This is a genomic window from Rhizobium sp. BK418 (assembly GCF_004341105.1).
Lineage (GTDB): Bacteria > Pseudomonadota > Alphaproteobacteria > Rhizobiales > Rhizobiaceae > Rhizobium.
Genome location: NZ_SLZK01000003.1, coordinates 723853 through 746204 on the forward strand (window position 1 = coordinate 723853; position 22352 = coordinate 746204).

At 60.3% G+C, this 22352-nt stretch carries 26 protein-coding genes; 11 read left to right on the top strand and 15 right to left on the bottom strand.

From position 1 onward, the window contains the following. The first annotated feature begins 90 nt into the window (after nt 1-90). A complete protein-coding gene (locus EV281_RS15020; protein ID WP_132653878.1) occupies nt 91-1218 on the top strand; it encodes an ATP-dependent RecD-like DNA helicase in 1128 nt (375 codons plus the stop codon). Nucleotides 1219-1263: 45 nt separating this feature from the next. Here EV281_RS15020 and EV281_RS15025 read toward each other — a convergent pair whose 3' ends face one another. Then, nucleotides 1264-1956 (bottom strand): MerR family transcriptional regulator, encoded by a 693-nt coding sequence (locus tag EV281_RS15025; RefSeq protein ID WP_132653879.1) that lies wholly within the window; start codon nt 1954-1956, stop codon nt 1264-1266. A gap of 447 nt (nt 1957-2403) precedes the next feature. Between EV281_RS15025 and EV281_RS15030 the strand changes: the two genes are divergently transcribed. Next, nucleotides 2404-3156 (top strand): pyridoxine 5'-phosphate synthase, encoded by a 753-nt coding sequence (locus EV281_RS15030; protein WP_132653880.1) that lies wholly within the window; start codon nt 2404-2406, stop codon nt 3154-3156. A 61-nt stretch (nt 3157-3217) separates the two neighbouring features. Here the strand turns inward: EV281_RS15030 and EV281_RS15035 are convergent, their stop codons facing one another. Beyond that, entirely contained in the window at nt 3218-4099 is an 882-nt protein-coding gene (locus tag EV281_RS15035; RefSeq protein WP_132653881.1) for an SDR family oxidoreductase, read from the bottom strand. Nucleotides 4100-4218: 119 nt separating this feature from the next. Here EV281_RS15035 and EV281_RS15040 point away from each other — a divergent pair, with 119 nt between their 5' ends. Continuing rightward, entirely contained in the window at nt 4219-4632 is a 414-nt protein-coding gene (locus EV281_RS15040; protein WP_132653882.1) for a helix-turn-helix domain-containing protein, read from the top strand. Nucleotides 4633-4673: 41 nt separating this feature from the next. On the opposite strand, the gene EV281_RS15045 is transcribed toward EV281_RS15040, so the two are convergent. The 4 genes from EV281_RS15045 to EV281_RS15060 form a co-directional block, all read right to left on the bottom strand. Continuing rightward, nucleotides 4674-5882, bottom strand: a complete 1209-nt coding sequence (locus EV281_RS15045; protein WP_132653883.1) for an MFS transporter — start codon at nt 5880-5882, stop codon at nt 4674-4676. Between the two features lie 93 nt (nt 5883-5975). Next, nucleotides 5976-6602, bottom strand: coding sequence for a TetR/AcrR family transcriptional regulator (locus EV281_RS15050; protein ID WP_132654322.1), 627 nt, complete (start codon nt 6600-6602; stop codon nt 5976-5978). A gap of 60 nt (nt 6603-6662) precedes the next feature. After that, nucleotides 6663-7580, bottom strand: a complete 918-nt coding sequence (locus EV281_RS15055; RefSeq protein ID WP_132653884.1) for a helix-turn-helix domain-containing GNAT family N-acetyltransferase — start codon at nt 7578-7580, stop codon at nt 6663-6665. Nucleotides 7581-7642: 62 nt separating this feature from the next. Beyond that, nucleotides 7643-8365: an aspartate/glutamate racemase family protein gene (locus EV281_RS15060; protein ID WP_132653885.1), complete on the bottom strand. Its 723-nt coding sequence runs from the start codon at nt 8363-8365 to the stop codon at nt 7643-7645. 154 nt (nt 8366-8519) lie between these two features. Between EV281_RS15060 and EV281_RS15065 the strand changes: the two genes are divergently transcribed. After that, a complete protein-coding gene (locus EV281_RS15065; RefSeq protein ID WP_132653886.1) occupies nt 8520-8981 on the top strand; it encodes an Lrp/AsnC family transcriptional regulator in 462 nt (153 codons plus the stop codon). Between the two features lie 88 nt (nt 8982-9069). After that, on the top strand, nt 9070-10335 hold the full coding sequence (locus EV281_RS15070; protein WP_132653887.1) for an NAD(P)/FAD-dependent oxidoreductase: 1266 nt from the start codon (nt 9070-9072) through the stop codon (nt 10333-10335). Nucleotides 10336-10391: 56 nt separating this feature from the next. On the opposite strand, the gene EV281_RS15075 is transcribed toward EV281_RS15070, so the two are convergent. Then, the gene (locus EV281_RS15075) at nt 10392-11438 is read right to left on the bottom strand and encodes an NAD(P)-dependent alcohol dehydrogenase (protein ID WP_132653888.1); all 1047 of its coding nucleotides are present in this window, start codon (nt 11436-11438) and stop codon (nt 10392-10394) included. A gap of 199 nt (nt 11439-11637) precedes the next feature. Here EV281_RS15075 and EV281_RS15080 point away from each other — a divergent pair, with 199 nt between their 5' ends. Further along, nucleotides 11638-12546, top strand: a complete 909-nt coding sequence (locus tag EV281_RS15080; RefSeq protein WP_132653889.1) for an AraC family transcriptional regulator — start codon at nt 11638-11640, stop codon at nt 12544-12546. A 2-nt stretch (nt 12547-12548) separates the two neighbouring features. On the opposite strand, the gene EV281_RS15085 is transcribed toward EV281_RS15080, so the two are convergent. After that, nucleotides 12549-12905 carry a DUF4087 domain-containing protein gene (locus EV281_RS15085; RefSeq protein WP_132653890.1) on the bottom strand — a complete coding sequence of 119 codons (357 nt, stop codon included), beginning with the start codon at nt 12903-12905 and terminating at the stop codon, nt 12549-12551. 173 nt (nt 12906-13078) lie between these two features. On the opposite strand from EV281_RS15085, the gene EV281_RS15090 reads away from it, so the two are divergent. The 4 genes from EV281_RS15090 (at nt 13079) to EV281_RS15105 (ending at nt 15584) form a co-directional block, all read left to right on the top strand. Continuing rightward, on the top strand, nt 13079-13744 hold the full coding sequence (locus EV281_RS15090; RefSeq protein ID WP_132653891.1) for a TetR/AcrR family transcriptional regulator: 666 nt from the start codon (nt 13079-13081) through the stop codon (nt 13742-13744). 46 nt (nt 13745-13790) lie between these two features. After that, nucleotides 13791-14810 carry a ketol-acid reductoisomerase gene (gene ilvC, locus EV281_RS15095; RefSeq protein ID WP_132653892.1) on the top strand — a complete coding sequence of 340 codons (1020 nt, stop codon included), beginning with the start codon at nt 13791-13793 and terminating at the stop codon, nt 14808-14810. Between the two features lie 100 nt (nt 14811-14910). Beyond that, nucleotides 14911-15168, top strand: a complete 258-nt coding sequence (locus tag EV281_RS15100; RefSeq protein WP_132653893.1) for a type II toxin-antitoxin system Phd/YefM family antitoxin — start codon at nt 14911-14913, stop codon at nt 15166-15168. After that, on the top strand, nt 15168-15584 hold the full coding sequence (locus EV281_RS15105) for a type II toxin-antitoxin system VapC family toxin (protein ID WP_132653894.1): 417 nt from the start codon (nt 15168-15170) through the stop codon (nt 15582-15584). Before EV281_RS15100 ends, EV281_RS15105 begins: the two co-directional genes overlap by 1 nt. Nucleotides 15585-15635: 51 nt before the next feature. Here the strand turns inward: EV281_RS15105 and EV281_RS15110 are convergent, their stop codons facing one another. The 4 genes from EV281_RS15110 to EV281_RS15125 form a co-directional block, all read right to left on the bottom strand. Then, on the bottom strand, nt 15636-16223 hold the full coding sequence (locus tag EV281_RS15110) for a class I SAM-dependent methyltransferase (RefSeq protein ID WP_132653895.1): 588 nt from the start codon (nt 16221-16223) through the stop codon (nt 15636-15638). 20 nt (nt 16224-16243) lie between these two features. Continuing rightward, nucleotides 16244-16546 (bottom strand): type II toxin-antitoxin system RelE/ParE family toxin, encoded by a 303-nt coding sequence (locus EV281_RS15115; protein WP_132653896.1) that lies wholly within the window; start codon nt 16544-16546, stop codon nt 16244-16246. After that, nucleotides 16533-16781 (bottom strand): type II toxin-antitoxin system ParD family antitoxin, encoded by a 249-nt coding sequence (locus EV281_RS15120; RefSeq protein ID WP_132653897.1) that lies wholly within the window; start codon nt 16779-16781, stop codon nt 16533-16535. The genes EV281_RS15115 and EV281_RS15120 overlap by 14 nt, the downstream gene beginning before the upstream one ends. 201 nt (nt 16782-16982) lie before the next feature. Continuing rightward, the gene (locus EV281_RS15125; protein WP_132653898.1) at nt 16983-18080 is read right to left on the bottom strand and encodes a branched-chain amino acid aminotransferase; all 1098 of its coding nucleotides are present in this window, start codon (nt 18078-18080) and stop codon (nt 16983-16985) included. A 313-nt stretch (nt 18081-18393) separates the two neighbouring features. Here EV281_RS15125 and EV281_RS15130 point away from each other — a divergent pair, with 313 nt between their 5' ends. After that, nucleotides 18394-19611 (top strand): PLP-dependent aminotransferase family protein, encoded by a 1218-nt coding sequence (locus tag EV281_RS15130; protein WP_132653899.1) that lies wholly within the window; start codon nt 18394-18396, stop codon nt 19609-19611. 23 nt (nt 19612-19634) lie between these two features. Here EV281_RS15130 and EV281_RS15135 read toward each other — a convergent pair whose 3' ends face one another. The 3 genes from EV281_RS15135 to EV281_RS15145 form a co-directional block, all read right to left on the bottom strand. Beyond that, nucleotides 19635-20678, bottom strand: coding sequence for a DUF2278 family protein (locus EV281_RS15135; protein WP_132653900.1), 1044 nt, complete (start codon nt 20676-20678; stop codon nt 19635-19637). Nucleotides 20679-20773: 95 nt separating this feature from the next. Beyond that, nucleotides 20774-21832: an aldo/keto reductase gene (locus EV281_RS15140; RefSeq protein ID WP_132653901.1), complete on the bottom strand. Its 1059-nt coding sequence runs from the start codon at nt 21830-21832 to the stop codon at nt 20774-20776. 167 nt (nt 21833-21999) lie between these two features. Beyond that, nucleotides 22000-22338, bottom strand: a complete 339-nt coding sequence (locus EV281_RS15145; RefSeq protein ID WP_132653902.1) for a hypothetical protein — start codon at nt 22336-22338, stop codon at nt 22000-22002. Between the last annotated feature and the right edge of the window lie 14 nt (nt 22339-22352).

A 22352-nucleotide genomic window follows, 5' to 3' on the forward strand; every position in this document is an offset into this window, starting at 1 on the left:
AGACGTGCCGGACTTTCCGCTCCGGCACGTCAGCGGTAGCGGTGAATTTCCGCCTTGCCTATGCGAGGCGAATCCTGCCAAGTCGCTTTCATGCAATTCGCCCCTCAACAGGATGAAGCCCTGAAGGCCGTTTCGAACTGGCTGAAGGAGGGCAGGTCGCCGCTCTTCCGTCTGTTCGGCTATGCCGGAACGGGCAAGACGACGCTTGCCAAGCATTTTGCCGAGCATGTGGATGGCGACGTGCTGTTCGCCGCCTTCACCGGCAAGGCCGCACAGGTGCTGCGCTCCCGCGGGGCATCGAATGCGAAGACCATCCATTCGCTGATCTACCGGCCACGTGGCGAGGAAGAGGTGGAGGACGAGGAGACCGGCAAGACCTCGATTGCGCCGATGTTTTCGATTAACCGCCAAAGCCCGGTCGCCAAAGCGGCGCTCATCATCGTCGACGAATGCTCGATGGTCGACGAGGCGCTGGGCAAGGACCTGATGAGCTTCGGCACACCAATCCTCGTGCTCGGCGATCCCGGCCAGCTGCCGCCGGTATCGGGCGGCGGCTACTTCACCAATCAGGAGCCGGATTATCTGTTGACCGATATCCACCGGCAGGCGCGAGATAATCCGATCATCCAGCTTGCCATGCAGGTGCGTGAGGGTAACGAGATCATGTATGGCGATTACGGCACGGCGCAGGTGATTTCGAAAAACGAGGTGACGCAGCCGCTCGTCATGGATGCCGACCAGGTGCTCGTCGGCACCAACAAGACACGCCGCCGCTATAATCAGCGCCTGCGCGAGCTGAAGGGCTTTACCACCGAGTATCCGCAGACGGGCGACAAGCTGGTCTGTCTGCGCAACGATCCAGCCAAGGGCCTCCTCAACGGTTCGCTCTGGCAGGTCATGACCTCTTCGAAGGAAACGACGAAGCCCGGCATCAATCTGCTTGTTCGCCCCGAAGACGATGACATGGATCGAGGTGCCGCCAAGATCAAGCTGCTCAAGCAGGCTTTCGAAAATGTCGAAGGCGAGATCCCCTGGAATACTCGCAAGCGCTATGACGAATTCGATTACGGCTATGCGCTGACGGTCCACAAGGCGCAGGGTTCGCAGTGGAACAATGTCGTGCTGTTCGACGAAAGCTGGGCCTTCCGAGATACACGCGAGCGCTGGCTCTATACGGCGATCACACGTGCGGCGGAGACGCTGACGATCGTCCGTTGAGTATTTCTGCTCCCGCGCGCAGGCAACCGGTGGCGGCCGGGGAGATCAGGCCTGCACGACGCCGAGGAGAACCGCCTTGGCAATTGCCTGGAAGCGGTTGTTGGCGTGGAACTTCAGGATGATATCAGCTTCCAGAGCACGCGCTTCCTCATGCTTGAGGTCGAGCGCGCGGGCGATGCGCGGCGTTGAATATCCCTCGGCCATCAGCTCCAGGCACTGACGCTCCTGATCGGTCAGGTTTGCCGGATCCCTGTTGTCGTTGATCGGCGGCAGGTCGAGGCTGGCGTCGTAGTCGAGAAGGTCGCTCACCTGCTGCAGCTGCCGGTGCAGCGTCGACATTTCGGCCGTCAGCTCCCGCTTGCGTTGGGAAAGGGCGTCATGGAAAATCGATTCGGCCTCTTCCTGTGAGGCTGCACCGCGCAAAACGTCCATCAATTCCTGGATGACGGCGATCGGCATGCCGGTTTCGCGGCAGACGGTGATGACCGCCATGCGCATGACGTCATCCTGATCGTAAACGCGCATCAGGCCGATGCGGTTTGCGGAAATCAGGCCTTTTTCCTCGTAGAAATGCAACGTCCGGTGGGTGACACCGAAAGCATTTGCCATGTCGGCGATGGGCACTTGACCTTGTGGGAGATCCGGCGGCAAAGCGGCCGAAGGCAGGAACCGGTATTTCGACCGGGCCTCCGAAGCGATACCGGCGGCAGCAAACAGGCGTTTGGAACCGTCTGGCATGAACCCTCCTGGGGCAGCTAGTTGCACCTCATGCGGTTTGCCAATTGCTTCCGGAGCGCAGCGAGTGGGGTTTCCTCAAGCGTTCTTAATTCTTGGAAGAAGCAGGACTCGGCGTACTTACTCGTTACGCAGCGCCCACACTATGCGCGGACGGTCTCTTTTATAAGTGCTAAAAATAACCGTTTTTAAATGGGATAGCAACGTTCTGACGCCTCCATCCATCCCCTCGTCTGACATGTGGTATAGACGCACCATATGGTTTGCCGCCGCTGACGGATGATCTTCGCAGCAAACGGGAATTATTGTTTCCGGTACGCATGTGACGCGAGTGGCTATGAAGGGCGCAGCCATTACCGTTCGGCGTGGATGCATGTGCGAATCTCATTGGCCTTCACAGGCGGCTTGGCTTAAAAGCAGGCTCAGTCTCCACCGCTGATGGATCATGCCATGCCTGCCAAACTTTCCGTGAACCTCAATGCCATCGCCATGCTGCGCAACCGTCGCGATCTGCCCTGGCCGAGCGTGGAAGGGCTCGGGCGCATCGCGCTCCAGGCGGGGGCCTCAGGTCTAACCGTGCATCCGCGGCCGGATCAGCGGCATATCCGCTTTTCCGACCTGCCTGTGATCCGCAACCTGATCGACGACGAATTCCCGGAAGCCGAATTCAATATCGAGGGCTATCCGACCGAGGAGTTTCTGGAGCTTTGCGCTGCTGCTGCGCCGGAGCAGGTGACGCTGGTACCCGATGATCCCTCGCAGGCGACCTCCGACCACGGCTGGGATTTTCGCAAGCATCAGGCGTTCCTCACCGATGTCGTGTCGCGGCTGAAGAAGATGGGATGCCGCGTTTCGCTCTTTGCCGATGGTGACGGCGACGCAGAGGCGGTGAAGCTCGCGAAGGCGACGGGTGCCGATCGAATCGAGCTATATACCGGGCCCTATGGCGGCTGCTATGATGCGCCCGAAAGGGTTGGGCCGATCCTCGATGGGCTCGGTAAGACTGCAGATGCGGCGATTGCCTTGGGACTGGCGGTGAATGCCGGCCATGACCTGACGGTGGCAAACCTGCCTGCGCTGGTGAAGCGTATTCCCGGCCTTGCGGAAGTATCGATCGGCCACGGGCTGACGGCCGATGCGCTGGAATACGGCATGGCGGAAACGGTGCGCCGCTTCTGCCGGGCCTGCGGCCAGAAAATCTGAAAGAAGAGGCCTGCCGCGGTGGATGCAGGGCAGGCCCAAAGTCACCTCGGGCGGGGTCGGCTCAGGCTGACAGCGCGGCCTTGTTGGCGACGAAATAATCCTTGAGCGTCTGAGGCTCTCTGCCCGTCAGCCTCGTGAAATCGTCGGTGACGATATCGAATTTGCCGGCGCGGATATTGGCGTCGGCGGAGACCAGCATGTCGGCTACGAAGCCCGGCAGGCCGGCACCGCGCATGCCCTGGCCGAGCTGCTCGTCGTTTACGGGAACGACGTCCAGCGGCTTGCCGGTGGCTTCGGTGGCGATCGCGGCGATTTCCTTTGGAGTCAGCGACTGCTTGCCCGTCAGCGTATAGATGCCGGTGCTTCCGGCGGCGAGGACCGAGGCGATGGCGAGCGCGCAGTCATCACGCGAGATGGTCGAGATTTTGCCGTCGCCGGCCGAGGTGAACCATTTTCCGGCCTGCAGATTGTGCGGCATGCTGTGCAGGTAGTTATCGTGATACCAGGCGTCGCGGACGATCGCGTAAGGGATGTCGCTCTCCTTGATGGCGTTTTCGGTGCCGAGATGGTCGGGCGCGAAGGTGACGAGCGAATTATCCGGGGAAGGCATGGAAGTGTAGGCGATGTGCTTCACGCCGGCCTTCACGGCAGCGGCAACGGCTGCCTTGTGCTGCGTCAGGCGCTTGCCGGGCGTATCCAGCGCATCGGTGCTGATGATCAGCAGGCGGTCGACGCCGGCAAAGGCTGCTTCGAGACTGGCGGCGTCATCAAAATCCGCTTTTCGGGTGATGACCCCTTTGGCGGCGAGGGTGGCGAGCTTCTCCGGGCTGCGGGTCGCGGCGACGATATTGGCCGGGGCGACCCTGTAGTTTTCGATCAGGTGATGGATGACGCGCTGGCCGAGCTGGCCTGCAGCGCCGGTGACGAGAATGGTTTCGCTCATAGTATCCTCTAGTGGTTGATAGGTGGTCTCAAAAAGAGAGTAGCACTAGAATAGGAATTGACTTCAGCCTGTAAAGAAGGCAGTTTTTCGGGAGTTCGTTACTAAAAAGGAACCAGCTCGTGGCCGGAACCATTCTCAATCTCAAGGCGAGAACGTCGGGTGCGCGGCGCGAAATCGACCTTGCCGGTCTGGATTTTACTAATTGCCCTGTCAGAGACGTGTTGCAGAAGATTGGCGGCAAATGGTCGACGCTGCTGCTCGAGGCGCTGGCCAAGCAGCCCTATCGTTTCGGGGAATTGCGCCGGATGATCCCGGATATTTCCCAGCGCATGCTGACGCAGTCTCTGCGCGACCTGCAGCGGGACGGCTATATCGAGCGGGAGGTTTTTCCGACGAAGCCGCCGAGTGTCGAATACCGGATGACCGAGCTTGGGCGGTCGCTCTACACAGTGCTGTCGCAGCTTCTGAACTGGGCGGAGGCGAACCATGACGAGGTTCGCGCCGCACGGCTGCGGTTCGACTCAGAAGAATGAGAGACCGGATCAGGCGGGCATTCCGCCTGATCCGGATTTGATTACTTCTCGCGGCCTTCCGTCAGGAAGAATAGGAAGGCGATGGCCGGGAAGCAGAAGCCGATCCACGCTGCCATGTTCCATCCACCGGTTGCATAAGCCCAGCCGCCGAGTGCAGAGCCAATCGCGCCCCCGGTGAAGAAAGTCGCCATGAACAGACCGTTCAGGCGGCCGCGATGTTCCGGGCTCAGCCCGTAGATGGCGCGCTGGCCGCAGACGAGGTTGGTCGTCACACCGAAATCCAGAAGGATCGCAGCAGCCGTCAGCAGGACCAGCGCCATCAGTGAGCCGTCGGTGGCGAACTGGCTGATGAGGAAGGACCCCATGCCAAGCAGCATCGCGAGCGTGGAGGCGACTTTCGTCAGGCCTCGATCGGCCAGGCGGCCGGCGATCGGCGAGGCGATGGCGCCGGCAGCGCCCGCCAGAGCGAAGAGGGCTATGCCACTCTGCGATATGCCGAAAGCGGGGCTTGCGAGCAGCAGTGGTGCGGTCGTCCAGAACAGACTGAAAGCGCCGAACATGCCTGCCTGATAGAGAGCACGGCGCTGCAGCACGCGTGAGTTCAGCGCCAGATGGCCCATTGAGGCCAGCAGTTCACCATAACGCAGCTTGGTATGGGGGATGCGGACCGGCAGGTTGGCGCGCAGGACGATGCCGAGCGCAATCATGACGGCGGCGGTGACGTAATAGACCATGTGCCAGGACGAGGCTTCGGCAACGAGGCTGGCAAAGGGGCGGGCGAGCATGATGCCACAGAGCAGGCCGCTCATGACATTGCCGACGACCTGGCCGCGTGTCGCATCCGGCGCCATGCTGGCGGCGAAGGGAACGAGGACCTGCGCTGCGACCGAGGCGAGGCCGATACAAAGCGACGCTGTCAGGAACATGCCGGGCGTGGAGGAGAAGGCCGCACCGATGAGCGCAAGTGCGGAGCCGACCGTCAGCGTCAGGATGAGACGGCGATTTTCAAAGAGGTCGGCAAGCGGCACCAGAAGCAGAAGGCCGAGACCGTAGCCGATCTGCGTCAGCGTGACGATCAGGCCGGTTGCGGCAGGCGAGAAGCCGAGATCGGCGCTGATCAGGCCAGCAAGCGGCTGGCCGTAATAGAGGTTGGCGGCCACGAAGCCGCACGAGGCTGCAAAAAGGAAGGTTAGCCAGGGGGATAGGGCTCGGGGCATGGCCGCATCCGGCGTGGTGGCTGAAACACTCATCAGAAACTCCAATAGGCAATGATCGGGAGGATTGAATGCAATTTAATCGTCTGTCGCCACCCGATCCCTGATCGGATGCCGATATTTATGTCGTCACGTCACGAGCCGCATCGCAGCTTCGGCCGCAGCCATCATCTCTTCCTCGCCGCGTCCCGTCCTCCCGATGACGCGGAAGCCCTTGGTAAGGCAGAGAAAGGTGAGGGCCGTGGCATCTGCGTCCACGCCAAGCGGAATGGTGCCATCGGCTTGACCGATGCGGATGAGATCGGCCATCAGCTTTTCGTCTGCGGAAAAGGCGGCGGCCACGTGCTCCGCCGTGTCCTGGTCCAGCAGGGAAATATCGTTCGCACCGCCGACGACGAGACAGCCCTTGAGGCCGGCTTCGCCATGGGAAAGCTCGGCATAATACAGCACCATCTGGAAAACCTTTTCGCGGCCGGTCTTTGCGGCTGCAATCCTGGCTTCCAGGCGGCCACGGCCGAGCTGACGATAGCGCTTGAAGGCGGCAAGGAAGATACCGCGTTTGTCCTTGAACGCCTTATAGACACTGCCTGAGGCAAGGCCCATGGCTTCGGTGAGTTCGCTGATGGAGGCAGCATGATAGCCGCGCTCTGAGAAGACGCGCAGCGCAGCATCGAGTGCAGCGTCCATGTCGAACGCGCGCGGGCGGCCACGGCTGCGGGTTTTGGTGTCGGGTGTCGTAGGGTCGGCAAGTGTCATGCCGATCAATTAGGAAATGATCGTTTCCAAATCAAGTGAAATTTTCGCGACGCAGCAAAATCAGAGATCGAGCACCCAGGTTTGGCCGTTGGCCTCCGGACCGAACATCCTGTGTCTCTCCTCGGAGACAAGCCGGAAACCGGCTTTCTGGTAGATGGCGCGGGCCGCATGCAGGATGTCGTTGGTCCAGAGCGAAATCTGCCGGTAGCCTTTGCGGCGCGAGAAGGCGATGCATTCATCGACGAGTTGCCTGCCGAGGCCAAGACCACGGGCGGCCTTGTCGACATAGAGCAGCCGGAGTTTAGCAACGCCGTCGCCGCCATTGGTGATCAGCACGGAGCCGAGATTGATGCCGCCGCGCTCGGCGATCCAGCAATATTCCATCTCGGGATCGAAATTTGCGAGGAACTTGCCGGCGACTTCGGCGACCAGCCCTTCGAAGCGCAGGTCCCAACCATATTCCTCGGCATAGAAACGCCCTTGGCTCTGGACGATCCAGCCGATGTCGCCGGCGCGATGCGGGCGGATGATCGCGGCGGCGGGTTTTGCCTGCGGATCCAGGATAGAACGGATGGTCCGCATGGCGGCAACGGCTGCCTGCGCTTCGCCATCGGCCAAAGTGTCGAAACGGGCGGCGATCTGGGCATTGGAGCGCTGGCCAAGCTCTTCGAACTGGGCGCGTCCCTTGCCGGTGACAGTGATGATCTGGCTGCGCTGGTCGGTCGGATCGGGCGATGTCTCGATGAAATCTTCTTCACGGAAGCGCTTGAGAATACGGCTCAGATAGGCGGGGTCGAGGTGCAGGTCCCGGGCGAGCAAACCGGCATTGACGCCGTCATGCGAGCCGATCTCGAAGAGCACGCGGGCATCGGTGAGCGTGAAGGGCGTGTCGAGATAGGCCTTGTTCAAGAGGCCGAGGAAGTTCGTGTAGAAGCGGTTGAAATCTCGGGCGGATTCGATGAGGGCGAGTTGGGTCATGGCAGGGTCTCCTGATAGATACCCTGCCGCTTTTAATTGACTGAGTCAACTAATTTGATGACTTAGGCTGCATCCTCTTCATCCTCGGTCATCTCGCTTTCGAGTGCGAAATCGACGGCGGCGCAGGCATGGATCGCCGTCGTGTCGAAGCCGGGCAGGGGCAGGTGGTCGGGATCGAGGATCAGGCAGATCTCCGTGCAGCCGAGGATGATGCTGTCGGCACCCTTGGAACGGGCGCGTTCGATCACGGCCATCAGCTTCTCGCGCGAGCTGTCGAGCACCTTGCCGGCGCAGAGCTCGTTGAAGATGATGTCGTGGACCGTCGTGCGGTCGGCGGCATCAGGCACGACGATGTCGAGGCCGAGGCTCTTCATGCGACCGCTATAGAAGCCGTGCTCCATTGTGTAGCGCGTGGCGAGCAGCAGCGGGCGCTTGCAGCCGGCGGCGTGGATCGTCTTCGCGGTCTCGTCGATGATGTGGATCAGCGGCACGGAGATATGTGTAGCAACTTCCGGCGCGATCAGGTGCATTGTGTTGGTACAGATCAGCACGCAATCGGCGCCGCCGATCTGCAGGCGCAGTGCGATGTCGCCGAGGCGCGAAGCGGCCATATCCCAGGCGCCGGCCTTCTGCAGGGCGACAATCTCCTCGAAATTCACCGAATGCATGGTCAGTTCGGCGGAAGCGAGACCGCCCAGGCGCTCGCGCACCATTTCGTTGATGAGGCGGTAATAGACTGCCGAACTCTCAAAGCTCATGCCGCCGATCAGGCCGATTGTTTTCATGGATGGTCGCTCCCTCTGGTGTTCTAAGATGCGCTGATGATGCGGTAAATCGGGCGCCGTTTGTTTGCAAAGTTTGTGCTCTTATCGCGATATATGCTAATGTTTCGCGTCGTTTTTCGGTATCTCGCAAATTTCGGGCGTGAGGAGTGCAATCATGATCGACGATCGCGACAGGCGGATTCTCGATATGCTGCAGGAGAATGCAGGCATCTCCGTGACCGATCTTGCCGAACAGGTGGCGCTTTCGGTTTCGGCCTGCTCGCGGCGTATCCAGCGGCTGGAGGAGACCGGTCATATAGCGCGACGCATCGTCGTGCTGGACCGGGAGCGCATGGGCGTGCCGACGACAGTTTTCGCGCTCGTCAAGACGGCGCATCATTCCGACGAATGGACGGAGAGCTTCCGGCGGGCGATCAGCGATATACCCGAGATCGTCGAAGCGCACCGGCTGACTGGCAATTACGATTACATCTTGAAGGTCGTGCTGCCGCGCGTCGAGCATTACGATGTCATCTACAAACGGATCGTGCGGCGGATCGAGCTTTTCGACGTGTCGGCTTCGATCTCTATGGAACTCCTGAAACAGGGTACGTCCATACCCGTTTCCTATGCCTGACGCTGTGGGCAGACATGCCGAAACGGTGGTTGAATCCTTCGTTCGAAAGGCGACATTTGTTGCAGCGCAATGACGAAAGGGTAGGGTCATGAGCGAACATCACGTCGTCGTTGTCGGCGGCGGTTTTGGCGGGCTGCAGCTCGTCAACGGATTGAAAGGTGCGGGCGTGAGGATCACGCTCATCGACCGGCGTAACCACCATCTCTTCCAGCCGCTTCTTTATCAGGTGGCAACGACCATTCTGTCCACGTCCGAGATCGCCTGGCCGATCCGCCATCTCTATGCCGACCGGCCCGAAGTGACCGTGCTGCTCGGCGAAGTCAATGGCGTCGACCCGCAAGCAAAGAGTGTTTCGCTGCGCAGCGGCATGGTGCTGAACTACGATACGTTGGTGCTGGCGACCGGCGCCACGCATGCCTATTTCGGCCATGACGAATGGGAGCCCGTCGCGCCCGGCCTGAAAACACTCGAAGATGCGACAACGATCCGGCGTCGTGTACTGCTCGCCTTCGAGCGGGCGGAAGTGGAAAGCGATCCGGCCGTGCGCGATGCATACCTGACCTTCTCCATCGTCGGCGCAGGCCCGACAGGCGTCGAACTTGCGGGCATCATCGCCGAACTTGCGCATTTCACGCTGCCAAAAGAATTCCGTAACATCGACACGCGCAAGACTCGCGTCGTGCTGATCGAGGCAGGCGCCCGCGTCCTGCCGGCCTTTGCCGAGGAGCTTTCGGCCTATGCGCGAGCAGCCTTGGAAAAGCTCGGCGTCGAGGTGCTGACGGGAACGCCGGTGACGCAATGCACCGTCGATGGCGTGACTGTTGGCGAGACCTTCATTCCAAGCCGGACGATTGTTTGGGCGGCGGGCGTGCAGGCCTCACATGCAGCGCGGTGGCTCGGTGTGCCGGCCGATCGGGCAGGGCGAACCATTGTCGAGAAGGATCTGACGGCGCCCGGTCTGCCGGATGTGTTCGTGATCGGCGATACCGCCTCCGTGACCCAGGAGAACGGCAAGCCGGTGCCGGGCATTGCGCCGGCCGCCAAGCAGCAGGGCGCTTATGTTGCAAAGGTGATCCGCGCCCGCATATCGGGCAAGCCGGCGCCGGCGCCGTTCAAATATTTTCATCAAGGGAGCCTGGCGACGATCGGCAAGAGTGCTGCGATCATCGATTTCGGCCGGATCAAGCTCAAGGGTTGGATCGCCTGGTGGATCTGGGGCCTTGCGCATATCTACTTCCTGATCGGCACGCGCTCGCGCTTCACGGTCGCCTGGAATTGGCTGTGGATCTATCTCAGCGGCCAGCACAGCGCCCGTCTGATCACCCAGCGCGAGACGATGCGCGACGACGGGTAGGGCGCGAATGAGCTGTAAAGAAAAAGGGCGGCCCGGGAGCCGCCCTCTCTGTTTCGTTACGCTGCCAGTGAGGCGATATCGATGACAAAGCGGTAGCGCACGTCGCTCTTCAGCACGCGCTCGTAGGCTTCATTGACTTGCTGGATGTTGATCTTCTCGATTTCGGAGACGATGTTGTGCTCGCCGCAGAAGTCGAGCATTTCCTGGGTTTCCTTGATCGAGCCAATCATCGAGCCGGAAATGCTCTTGCGGCCGGGAACCAGCGAGAAAGCGTGGACCGGGATCGCATTCTCGGGAATGCCGACCACGACGAGGGCGCCATCCACCTTCAGGAGCCGGAGATAGGCATTCCAGTCGATCTCGGCGCTGACCGTGCAGATAATGAGGTCGAACGTGCCGGCGAGCTTCGTGAAGGTTTCCGCGTCGTTGGTGGCGTAATATTCCTTGGCGCCGAGCTTCAGGCCGTCTTCCTTCTTGGAGAGGGTCTGGGAGAGGACGGTGATATCAGCGCCCATGGCGGCACCGAGCTTGACGCCCATATGGCCGAGGCCGCCCATGCCGACGATCGCGACCTTCTTGCCGGGGCCGGCCTTCCAGTGGCGCAGTGGCGAATAGAGCGTGATCCCGGCGCAGAGCAGCGGTGCGGACGCATCGAGCGGAAGGTTGTCCGGAATGGACATGACATAGCCTTCCTTGACGACGATCGAGTCGGAATAGCCGCCCTGGGTGCGGGTCTTGCCGTCGGCTTCGAACTCGTTGTAGGTGCCGACGAGGCCCGGCATATACTGCTCCAGATCGACGTCGCGCGAGGCGCAGCCGACGCAGCTGTCGACGAAGCAGCCGACGCCGACCCGGTCGCCGACCTTGAACTTGGTCACTTCGGAACCGACGGCAGTCACGATGCCGGCGATCTCATGGCCCGGTACGATCGGATAAACGGCGTTCTTCCACTCGTTGCGGACGGTGTGGATGTCCGAATGGCAGATGCCGGCAAACTTGATGGAGATGACGACATCATCCGGATTTGGATCGCGGCGTTCGAAGGTGAAGGGCGTCAGCGGCTTGGAAGCGTCAGTCGCGGCGTAGCCTCTAGCGATAGGCATGGGAACCATCCTTTTTCGATTTGGGAGGGGTGGGTGAGAGGGTGAGCGGACTATCGCGCCGAACGACGTCAAAGCGTTAGAGCGATACTCTCAGCTTTTTGCACGATCCTGCAAAAGTGAGCCGGACACCTGTTTGCGAAATGAAAAAGCGTCTTTACATAGAGACGGTATCGCTGGCGCCAGACAGAAAGAATTGCCGATGACATTGCCTTTCAATCCCTATCGGGAAATCGTCGATATCGCGATGCGCTTTGCGCCCGGCGATGGCGAGTTTCGGACCGCAATCGGCAATCTCCACATCAGCCGGCGCTCGAACCCGAGCGATCCGCTGCACAGCAGCTACAAGCCCTGCTTTGCCTTTGTGCTGCAGGGCGCCAAGAGCCTGCGCCTCGGGAATGAATTCATCAGTTACGGAACCGGAGACTATCTTCTGACCTCGCTCGATCTGCCGGTCGCCTGGCGCATCGCCGAAGCAAGCCCGGAAGTGCCGCATCTCTGTCTGGGGCTCGCGATCGACTCCGAAAAGCTGCTGGAGCTCTTGAGCCGCATTGATATTCCGCGCCCAGCGTCCCACACCGACGGCCAGCGCGGCATGACCGTCAACGTCGCGCCGCCGGAGCTGCTGGACGCTGCCCTGCGCCTGTTGCGCTTGCTCGATCGTCCAAATGACATTCCGGCCATGGCGCCGCTGATCGAGCAGGAAATCCTCTATCGGATACTGACCGGGCCCGATGGCGAGCGGCTGATCAACATCGCGACGGCCGACAGCCACAGCAACAGGATCGCGCGCGCCGTCGCCTGGCTGAAGGAAAACTTCGCCCGACCGCTGCGCATCGAGGATCTTGCCGATCACGTCAGCATGAGTGCGTCCTCCTTCCATCACCACTTCAAGTCGGTGACGGCAATGACGCCGATGCAGTATCAGAAGCAGCTTCGCCTGCACGAGGCGCGGCGGCTGATGCTGGTGGAACGGCTCGATGCGGGTACGGCCGGCCATCAGGTCGGCTATCAGAGCCCGTCACAGTTCAGCCGCGAATATAGTCGCCTCTATGGCGCATCGCCGGCGCGCGATGTCGACGGCGCGCGAGACGCCATCGCTGCAGAATAGGCTCAGCCCGGAAATTTCAGCGCCTTGTCGTTGCGGCACTTGGCAAGTGCCAGCTGGCGGAAGGAGAGGATGCGGGTGATGCGTTCCTTGCCGTCTGTCTCGACGCTCAGGCAGGCGCAGGCATAGCCGTAATTGCCGTTGGTGCGCACATAGTCGTGCTCGGAAATATCAGGGATCAGGTCCATGCCCTGGGGCTCGTCGTCGGCTCCCTGCGTCATGATCGTCCAGGTGTTTTCCGCGTCGTCCAGCCACCAGTTGGCAGGCGTCGGGTTCTCGAGCCAGCCGCAGCGCGTCTCGGCGGCAATAGCCGGAACGGCGAGGGCGAGCGACAAGGCGGCGGCAAATGCTGTTCTCTTCATGGCGATTCTCCTTGAGGCCGAATGCTCACCCATTTGCTCGCCTTCGAACAGTCGAATTCCGCTGTTTCATATGAGATGAAAAAATCTGCTGATGCTTCTTGACGGGAGCCTGCGTTCTGGCGCATAAACGCCACGAACCGTACCGTACGGTACGTAAATGGGGAGTTGGAACCGTGTCAGTCGATGTCGCAGAGCCAAGCGAGTTTTCGCCACGCCAGAACGCTGTTCTGGAGCAGGCGCTGCAGCTACTCGTCGATGGCGGCGAGAAGGCGCTGACGACCTCGGGTGTGGCGCGCGCTGCCAACTGCTCCAAGGAAAGTCTCTACAAGTGGTTCGGCGATCGTGACGGTCTGCTGTCGGCGATGATCGCCTATCAGGCGAGCAAGGTGCGCACCTTCGAGCGCAGCGGCGAGCGGCTGACCTATACGAGCCTGCACGACCATCTCGTGATTTTCGCCCGTGACCTGCTCGAAGTTCTCGCCGGCGACGTGTCGCTGGCGCTGAACCGGCTGGCGATCGGCCAAATCAACAAGACGGAGGCGCATCGCGACGGCTCCAAGCTCGGCAAGCTCCTGCTCGAGCGCGGCCGCCGGCAGATCGACCGCCGTGCCATGGCGCTGATCGATGCCGGCAAGAGGGCAGGGTTGTTGCGTTTCATGGATGCCGACGAAGCCTACCATACGCTTTACGGTCTCGTCGTTTCCGATCTGCATGTACGCATGCTGCTCGGCGAGCCGGGCCTGAAGGATACCGCGCGTCAGGCGGAGAAGGCAGTGACCGCTTTCCTGCGCCTATACGGTACGGAAAAGGTTTTGGCGGAGATGCCGATCCTCGGCTGACCCGTTTTATACAGTCAACAAGACAAGCAAAAGGGAAGGAATTTCAATGCGCGTCTATTACGATCGTGATGCCGATCTCAACCTCATCAAGTCGAAGAAGGTCGCCGTCATCGGCTATGGTTCGCAGGGTCGCGCACATGCGCTGAACCTCAAGGATTCCGGCGCCCAGAACGTCGTCATCGCACTCAAGGCCGGTTCGCCGACGGTCAAGAAGGCCGAAGCCGACGGCTTCAAGGTCATGACGGTTGCCGAAGCTGCCGCCTGGGCGGACCTGATGATGATGGCAACCCCGGACGAACTGCAGGCCGACATTTACAAGGCCGATATCGCTCCGAACATTCGCGACGGCGCTGCCATCGCCTTCGCACACGGCCTCAACGTTCACTTCGGCCTCATTGAGCCGAAGGCTTCGGTCGACGTCGTCATGATCGCCCCGAAGGGCCCGGGCCACACCGTTCGCGGTGAATACCAGAAGGGCGGCGGCGTTCCCTGCCTCGTTGCCGTTCACCAGAACGCTTCCGGCAATGCACTTGAACTCGCCCTCTCCTACGCCTGCGGCGTCGGCGGCGGCCGTTCGGGCATCATCGAAACCAACTTCCGCGAAGAGTGCGAAACCGACCTCTTCGGCGAACAGGTCGTTCTCTGCGGCGGTCTCGTCGAGCTCATCCGCGCCGGTTTCGAAACGCTTGTTGAAGCCGGTTACGCGCCGGAAATGGCCTATTTCGAATGCCTGCACGAAGTGAAGCTGATCGTCGATCTGATCTACGAAGGCGGCATCGCCAATATGAACTACTCGATCTCCAACACGGCCGAGTGGGGCGAATACGTCACCGGTCCGCGCATCATCACCGAAGAAACCAAGGCCGAGATGAAGCGCGTGCTGAAGGACATTCAGACCGGCAAGTTCACCTCCGAGTGGATGCAGGAATACCGTTCCGGCATGGCCCGCTTCAAGGGCATCCGCCGCAACAACGACGCTCACCAGATCGAAGAAGTCGGCGCCAAGCTGCGCGGCATGATGCCGTGGATCGGCAAGAACAAGCTGGTCGACAAGGCTGTCAACTAAGCGGTTCTCGGACTGTGCTTGCGAGAGGCCGGGGCGAAAGCTCCGGCCTTGTTATTTGGCCGCTAAAAGACTAGGTTTCTGACTAGTCAGGAGAAAGTCGATGCGTCAATGGCAGGTGCAGGATGCGAAGGCGCGTTTCAGCGAAATGCTGGATGCCTCGCTTGAAGAGGGACCGCAGCTCGTTTCCAAGCGTGGCGAGCCGAAGGCTGTGCTGATCTCGGTCGACGAATGGGAAAGGCTCAAGCAAAGGGCAAGGCCGACGGCGAAAGAGGTGCTTCTTGCACCGGAGCCGAGATTTGAACTCGATATTCCACCGAGAGGCGGTCTGAAGCGGCGCAAGCCTGTCGTATTCGAGTAATGTATATCCTCGACACCAATGTCATATCTGAACTTCGGCGCAGGAAGCCGCACGGGGCTGTTTTGAGCTGGTTCAACGGTCTTGCGGAAGGAAGCTTTCATATTGCGGCGGTCACTGCTGGCGAAATCCAGGCCGGCATCGAGATGACGCGCCGGCAGGATGCCGCGAAGGCTCGAGAAATTGAGGCGTGGTTGGACGGCCTGCTGCTTTCCCTGCCGGTCTTGCCTGCTACCGCGGCTGTCTTCCGAAAATGGGCCGAGTTGATGGATCGGTCGTCGGACGACTTGATCGAGGATTGTCTGATCGCTGCAACGGCGATTGTGCACAATATGACCGTAGCGACCCGGAATACCCGTGATTTCGAGGCCTTTCCTGTCCAGGTTTTCAACCCATTCGACTATAGAGACGTCAATTAACTGGTTCTCATAGTGGCATTGCGAAAGGCCGGGGCGAAAGCTCCGGCCTTTTCATTTACGGGCGGCAAGATATAGCCAGCGGGTCGGCTTACCGTCGTAACCGCCGCCATCCGCTTCGTTGATCGTGACGTCTCTCCAGCCGCCGGCAACGAGTAAGTCCTGCAGCCATTCCCTTGAAGGATAGTTGTAGTAACGCCCGAAACCATCATGGCCTTCGGCGGTGCCGGCCTTGAAGCTCGCATGAAAGATGCCGTCTTCCTTCAGAGCGTTGCGGATGAGGGCAAGAACGCCGGCGAGGTCGGCGCGGGGTACATGCAGGAGGCTCGCTTCGGCCCAAACGCCGTCGAATTCTTCGTATGCGGCAAGCTCCTCGAAGCCCATGACCTTCACCGGCCTGCCGATCAGTTTTTCGGCTTGCCGGGCAAGCTCGGCCGAGCCGTCGGTCGGTGTTACTTCGAAGCCCTTCGACAGCATGTAGGCGCAGTCCTGTCCGCCGCCGCAGCCGAGTTCGAGAATGCGCGCCTGCTCGGGGAGGGCAGCGAGGAAGGCGTCGAGCCTTGTTGTGGGTGGCTTACGATCGCGCGTCGCGTAAGTTTCCGCATTGTCGTGGTAGAAAGCGGACGTATCATTGTTGGACATGAGAAAAATATCGATCCTAATTATTGGTCGGGCCGAAGATGTTTTTCTGGGAGCTGGTCAGCTCCGATAATATAGACGATGAGCACGCCTTCCGGCATTATGCGATAGAAGGCGACATGCCGTCTATGAAGGATGCGGCGAAGGCCGGTGCCGAGTTCGCTGCAGTCTCTTCCCATGAAAGGCGTTTCTGCGAGAAGTTCGAAAATCCTGTGCAGGTCAATCAAATAGGCGTCGGCCTGCGCTTCGCCGAAGGTGAGATGGGAATATTCGTAAATGCCTGAAAGCCTGGCGTCTGCGGTTTGAGTAAGCCTATATGCGGCCACGCAACTTTGCCTTCTTGTCTGCCAGAATGTCCGGAATGCGTCTATCGCTCCGGCCGCTCTGCTCGGCCTTCTTCAGGATGTCTCGCAGTTCGTCATCATCGAACTTGTGGTTTTCCTGATCGCGGAGGACGAGATCGCGAAAAAACGCGCTGGCGTCGCTGTACTTACCGCTGGTCACACGGACAGCGATGTAGTCTGCCAGACTATCCGGAAGTGAAATCGTCATCTTCGTCATTGAATCGATACCGTCAGTAAGTTCCAGTGCGAGCTATCCCGGGAGGAAACTAGCATTTCTCAAGCTCCGATTGAAGCAAGAGCTTCCTGGCTTTCGTAGGATCTCTTACCGCAAAAAAACCGGGCAGTACGCCCGGTTTCAAGATATCTTTTTAGAGTCAAGTCTGTGTCGCCATCGCGATCCCGCTATCCGGAGTTCAGATCACAGAACGCGGCGCGTCCAGCCGCGCTCGTCATTCGTGATGCCCTTCTGCAGGCTGACGAGCTGCTGGCGCAGATCCGTGGTCAGCTTGCCGGTCTGTCCGTCGCCGACCTTGAACTCGCCGCCGGCGTGGCGCACGAGACCGATGCCGGCGAGCACCGCGGCCGTACCGCAGGCGAAGGCTTCGACCAGCTTGCCGCTGGCAGCATCTGCCTGCCATTCCTCGAAGGAGTAGGGGCGTTCCTCGATGCGCAGGCCTTTTTCCTTGGCGAGCACGATCACCGAGGCGCGGGTGATGCCCGGCAGGATCGTGCCGCCGAGCGGCGGAGTAACGACCGATCCGTCATTCATGACAAAGAAGACGTTCATTCCGCCGAGTTCCTCGACCCAGCGATGCTCGGCAGCATCTAGGAAGACGACCTGGTCGCAATCCTTCTTTGCTGCTTCTGCCTGTGCGACGAGGCTGGCTGCATAGTTGCCGCCGCACTTGGCAGCGCCCGTGCCGCCGGCGGCTGCGCGGGTATACGTGGTCTCGACCCAGAGCGAGACGGCCTTGGCGCCGCCCTTGAAATAGGCGCCGACCGGGGAGGCGATGATGCAGAAGATATATTCCTGGGCCGGGCGAACGCCGAGGAATGCCTCGTTGGCGAACATGAAGGGGCGCAGGTAGAGGCTGGCGTCGCCGGAGGGAATCCAGTTCTTGTCGACGCGAACAAGCTCTTCGACCGCCTTCAGGAAAAGGTCTTCCGGCACTTCAGGCATTGCCATGCGGGCAGCCGATTTCGCGAAGCGGCGGGCATTCTCTTCAGGTCGGAAGAGCAGGATCCGACCATCGTCTGCCTTGTAGGCTTTCATGCCTTCGAAGATTTCCTGGGCATAGTGGAGCACGGCGCTCGCGGGATCGAGCTCCAGAGGACGCCTCGGCGTAACCTTCGCATCGTGCCAGCCTTTGTCGGCCGTCCACCGTGCCAAAACCATGTGATCGGTGAAGATCTTGCCGAAGCCGGGCGTTTCCAGTGCCTTGATGCGGTCGGCGTCGGGGACGGGAGACTTGTGGAATTCGATTGTGATTTCAGGAGAGGTCGACGTCGCGGTCATTGCTGGCACCTTGATAGTCCATTGAATAATGGCCGGCACACTACTGCCGCCGGGCCGGTTTTGGAAAGGTCTGAATCAGCCGGTTTCGGCTTTTTGATCAGAGGAATAAACGCCTGATGTGGCGAACCTTCACAAGCGAGGCAAGCCATTCGATCTGGTTGGGTGAAATCTCCGATGTCAGCCCGATCGGCCTCAAGGCTTTCAATTATAGGATCCTAAACTTGTCACAGTGAAAAGAAAATAGGTCAGTATTATTGACATAATTTCTCCCCCATGGTGAGCTGCAGGCATTACAAAAAATGAGGAAACATCCATGCTGAACTGGGACGCAATGTTTGCGACGCGCTCTTCGAGGATGCGCGCTTCGGAGATCCGCGAGCTCCTGAAACTTCTCGACCGGCCTGACATCATCTCCTTTGCCGGCGGTATTCCGGATCCGGCGCTGTTTCCGGACAAGGAGTTCAAGCAGGCCTATGCGGAGATTTTCGACAGTTCGGCCGTCAACTCTGCTCTGCAATATTCGGTTTCCGAAGGCTACAAGCCGTTGCGGGAATGGCTCGTCAAGCAGATGGCCGCTCTCGGCATTCCCTGCGGGCTCGACAATGTCTTCATCGTTTCCGGTTCGCAGCAGGGCCTCGATTATTTCGGCAAGCTCTTCCTCTCGCCCAACGATACGGCACTCGTCACCTGGCCGACCTATCTCGGCGCGCTGCAGGCCTTCAATGCCTATGAGCCTGCCTATGACCAGCTGACGCCCGGCGGCAACCGCACGCCGGCCTCCTACCGCGAAGCCGCCGCCCAGAAGGGCGGCAAGGTAAAGTTCGCCTATCTTTCGGCAGACTTCTCCAATCCGACCGGCGAAACCGTCGACCGCGATGGCCGCGAAAAGCTCCTGAAGCTTGCTGAAGAGCTCGACATCGCGGTCATCGAAGATGCGGCCTACCAGTCGCTGCGCTACGATGGCGATCCGATCCCGCCGATCCTCGCGCTGGAGATTGTCGAGAAGGGCCATATCAACAATACGCGCACGATCTATTGCGGCAGCTTCTCCAAGACGCTGGCGCCTGGCCTTCGGGTCGGTTTCATCGTCGCCAACGCGCCCGTGATCCGCAAACTGGTGCTGATGAAACAGGCAGCCGACCTGCACTCCTCGACCATCAACCAGATGGCGATTGCGGAAGTCGCCGAGCGCGGTTTCGATGCGCAGGTCGCCAAGATCAGGGCCGCCTACAGCCATCGCCGCAACTGCATGCTGGCAGCCCTCGAAAGATACATGCCTGCGGGCACAAGCTGGACGAAGCCGGAAGGCGGCATGTTCATCTGGGTCACGCTGCCCAAGGGCATGGACGGTGCCGAGCTGCTTGCGAAGTCCCTCGAAAGCGCCAAGGTCGCCTTCGTCCCGGGCAAGGCCTTCTTTGCCGATGGTTCGGGCGCCAACACATTCCGCGTCAGCTTCTCCTGCGCCAACGAAAAGATGATCGACGAGGGCATCAGCCGTCTCGGCAAACTGATTGCCAGCGAGATCGGCTGATATAATTCAAGAATGGGCGGCGATCAGAAAATCGTCGTCCAGCCTTCATTCGCGGTTTCGCTCTTGCCGTAGCCGACACGGTCGGCGACCGCGCCATCGGCATTGATGAGGATGATATCGCCGCCCTTGTTGGCGAGTTGCGGACCGCCATTTTCCGGGTCGAGTGTGATCGTGCGGAATTCGCCTGGAGCGAGCGAACCCGAGAGCTTCTGGCGGCGGCCTTCGCCATCTTCCAGCGACCAGCCTTCGATCGATGTCGTAACGTCGGAGCGATTGACCAGCGTCACCGTCTCATCTTCGGTGCCGTCGGGATGGTTCACCGGATTGATCATCGCAGCGACGATGCGCAGCGACGAAGCGACGATCGGCTGCGGACGGCGGGTGCCTTCGCCGCGGCCCTGACCGCCTCTGTTGTCGCCGACGGGGCGGCCTGTATTGGCGTCGGTATTCCAGTTCTGCGATTGGAAGCCGAGGAAGATCGCTGCCCAATGGTCTTCATCGGAAAACTGGATCAGCAGCGCCCCGTCCTGATTGGGGCCGCTGGTCGCGCTGAAGCTGCCGCTGTCACCCTGGTTCATATGGATGTCGTGGATGCCGTTGCCGGGCTCGAAGCCGAAATATTCATCCGGCTTGTTCTGCTCCGGCCCCCAGGCTTCGCCGAAAGCATAGAAGTGGATGGATTTGTCGGCGATGCCCTCCTGCACGATCGGCTCGATGAAATCGCGCAGGTCGTTCTTCGGCCCGTCGAGCTGGAACGGGGCGACATTCATGTCCTCGCGCTCGATCATGCCGCCGCGCACATAGTCGATAGCGAGATCCTTGCGGTCTCCCCTGATGTCCGTAAGACCCATCGGCAGGGCGGCAAGCTCTGCGGTCAGCTCCGCGTGCTGGAAATCCGTGACATTGGCGTAAAGCAAGTCGTGCGGCGATTCCTTCGAGCGCACGTTGAGGGCGATGCGATAGCTTGTGCCGCCGGCCTCGATGCGGATTTCGATATGAGGATCGTTGTCGTCGTCAAGGGCGAGCGCCGAAGCCGTGCCCTTCAGCACCTTGTAATTCCGGAGCATGGTGAACTCGTGGTGGGGGGACGAGGTGCCACGATAGCATGGCGAAACGCAGCTTTTGTGACGCTGGTTTTCCGCCATGCAACGCTTTAGAGAATTTACTTCTTCACGTGCGGCGCAAAGAGTTCCATGTCGGCTTCGCTCAGTCTGTCGTTTGCCGTGTTCAGTTGATGCCAGTAGGGGTAGATCACCGGCGGTACGCTGACATCGTCGAGGCGCTTGCGCTCCTCATCCGAGAGTTTCAGGTCGGCGGCGGCAAGATTGTCCTTGAACTGCGCCTCGGTGCGACCGCCGATGATGACCGATGTGACCGCCCTGCGGCCGATCAGCCAAGCAAGTGCGACCTGTGCTGCCGAAACACCGCGTTCCCGACCGATCGCCACCAGCGTCTCGACGATATTCCAGAGACGATTTTCGTCGCGGATCGGCGGTTCGGTCCAGCCGGCGAACTGGCGGGTACCTTCGGGGGCTACGGCATTGCGGCGATGCTTGCCGGAGAGAAGGCCGCCGGCGAGCGGGCTCCAGACGAGCACGCCGAGGCCCTGGTCTATAGAGATCGGCAGCAACTCATATTCGGCGTCGCGGGCTTCCAGCGTGTAGTGGATCTGCTGGCTGACGAAGCGCTGGTATTTGTATTCGTTGGCGATGCCGAGCGCCTTCATGATGTGCCAGCCGGAATAATTCGAGCAGCCGACATAACGCACCTTGCCCTGCCTGATCAGGGTATCGAGCGCTTCCATCGTCTCTTCGAGCGGCGTTTCACCATCCCATTCATGGACCTGATAGAGATCGATGACATCGGTCTTCATGCGCTGGAGGCTCGCCTCGCACTCGCGGATCAGATGGTAGCGCGACAGGCCGCGGTCGTTCGGGCCATCGCCCATGCCGAAGCGAGCTTTGGTCGCGAGCAGCACGCCGTTCGGGCGCTTGCCGCCGAGCACTTCGCCGATGATGCGCTCCGATTCGCCATCGGAATAAACATTGGCCGTATCGATCAGGTTGACGCCGGCATCGAGGCAGATATCGACCATGCGGCGGGCTTCCTGCACGCCGAGGTCACCGACGGTCTTTGCCCAGCCGACGCCGCCGAAGGTCATCGTGCCCATGGTCACGGTGGAAACTTTAAGGCCGGATCGGCCGAGCAAACGATATTCCATTGAAATTCCTCCTCATGAAAATGGCCTGACTGACGTACCGCAACGCAATGCCGAGGCAAGCTCGATGCCGTTCACGCCTGCGTATTTACGCCTTTGCCGACGCCTGTGCGAGGATATTAGACAATGGGTTTCTATGCGAGCGCGACGTATGTAGCCCGTAACAAGCGCTATTTCTTTGTCCTCAAAGCGATGATCATATCCGCTGCAACGAGCGGTTGGCTTCGCTCCATCCTGCGCGACAATTCGCGGACGAAGCCCGGGCTTTCATTTTTGCTGACGGCGTCGAGCAAGGCCTGACGTGAAGAACTGCAGGAGTTGGCAGCGATCAATCCCAATTCCAATGGCGAGCCGCTCTGCGGGGCATACGCAACTGCGCGCGACAAGAGGCAGTCGTTGTAGGCGACACCCTCGGGATAATCCTTCAAATCTTTGGACGGTTTACCGGCTGTCGTCTGACATGCGGCGAGACTCGCGCAGGCAAGCAGGGTCACAATTCGGATCTTCATGCAAACTCCAGGAT

Excerpts from the sequence above, each read along its gene's own strand:
- EV281_RS15020 (WP_132653878.1), top strand. The coding sequence starts at position 91 with ATGCAATTCGCCCCTCAACAGGATGAAGCCCTGAAGGCCGTTTCGAAC.
- EV281_RS15025 (WP_132653879.1), bottom strand. The coding sequence starts at position 1,956 with ATGCCAGACGGTTCCAAACGCCTGTTTGCTGCCGCCGGTATCGCTTCG.
- EV281_RS15030 (WP_132653880.1), top strand. The coding sequence starts at position 2,404 with ATGCCTGCCAAACTTTCCGTGAACCTCAATGCCATCGCCATGCTGCGC.
- EV281_RS15035 (WP_132653881.1), bottom strand. The coding sequence starts at position 4,099 with ATGAGCGAAACCATTCTCGTCACCGGCGCTGCAGGCCAGCTCGGCCAG.
- EV281_RS15045 (WP_132653883.1), bottom strand. The coding sequence starts at position 5,882 with ATGAGTGTTTCAGCCACCACGCCGGATGCGGCCATGCCCCGAGCCCTA.
- EV281_RS15050 (WP_132654322.1), bottom strand. The coding sequence starts at position 6,602 with ATGACACTTGCCGACCCTACGACACCCGACACCAAAACCCGCAGCCGT.
- EV281_RS15055 (WP_132653884.1), bottom strand. The coding sequence starts at position 7,580 with ATGACCCAACTCGCCCTCATCGAATCCGCCCGAGATTTCAACCGCTTC.
- EV281_RS15060 (WP_132653885.1), bottom strand. The coding sequence starts at position 8,365 with ATGAAAACAATCGGCCTGATCGGCGGCATGAGCTTTGAGAGTTCGGCA.
- EV281_RS15065 (WP_132653886.1), top strand. The coding sequence starts at position 8,520 with ATGATCGACGATCGCGACAGGCGGATTCTCGATATGCTGCAGGAGAAT.
- EV281_RS15070 (WP_132653887.1), top strand. The coding sequence starts at position 9,070 with ATGAGCGAACATCACGTCGTCGTTGTCGGCGGCGGTTTTGGCGGGCTG.
- EV281_RS15075 (WP_132653888.1), bottom strand. The coding sequence starts at position 11,438 with ATGCCTATCGCTAGAGGCTACGCCGCGACTGACGCTTCCAAGCCGCTG.
- EV281_RS15080 (WP_132653889.1), top strand. The coding sequence starts at position 11,638 with ATGACATTGCCTTTCAATCCCTATCGGGAAATCGTCGATATCGCGATG.
- EV281_RS15085 (WP_132653890.1), bottom strand. The coding sequence starts at position 12,905 with ATGAAGAGAACAGCATTTGCCGCCGCCTTGTCGCTCGCCCTCGCCGTT.
- ilvC (WP_132653892.1), top strand. The coding sequence starts at position 13,791 with ATGCGCGTCTATTACGATCGTGATGCCGATCTCAACCTCATCAAGTCG.
- EV281_RS15100 (WP_132653893.1), top strand. The coding sequence starts at position 14,911 with ATGCGTCAATGGCAGGTGCAGGATGCGAAGGCGCGTTTCAGCGAAATG.
- EV281_RS15105 (WP_132653894.1), top strand. The coding sequence starts at position 15,168 with ATGTATATCCTCGACACCAATGTCATATCTGAACTTCGGCGCAGGAAG.
- EV281_RS15110 (WP_132653895.1), bottom strand. The coding sequence starts at position 16,223 with ATGTCCAACAATGATACGTCCGCTTTCTACCACGACAATGCGGAAACT.
- EV281_RS15120 (WP_132653897.1), bottom strand. The coding sequence starts at position 16,781 with ATGACGAAGATGACGATTTCACTTCCGGATAGTCTGGCAGACTACATC.
- EV281_RS15125 (WP_132653898.1), bottom strand. The coding sequence starts at position 18,080 with ATGACCGCGACGTCGACCTCTCCTGAAATCACAATCGAATTCCACAAG.
- EV281_RS15130 (WP_132653899.1), top strand. The coding sequence starts at position 18,394 with ATGCTGAACTGGGACGCAATGTTTGCGACGCGCTCTTCGAGGATGCGC.
- EV281_RS15135 (WP_132653900.1), bottom strand. The coding sequence starts at position 20,678 with ATGCTCCGGAATTACAAGGTGCTGAAGGGCACGGCTTCGGCGCTCGCC.
- EV281_RS15140 (WP_132653901.1), bottom strand. The coding sequence starts at position 21,832 with ATGGAATATCGTTTGCTCGGCCGATCCGGCCTTAAAGTTTCCACCGTG.
- EV281_RS15145 (WP_132653902.1), bottom strand. The coding sequence starts at position 22,338 with ATGAAGATCCGAATTGTGACCCTGCTTGCCTGCGCGAGTCTCGCCGCA.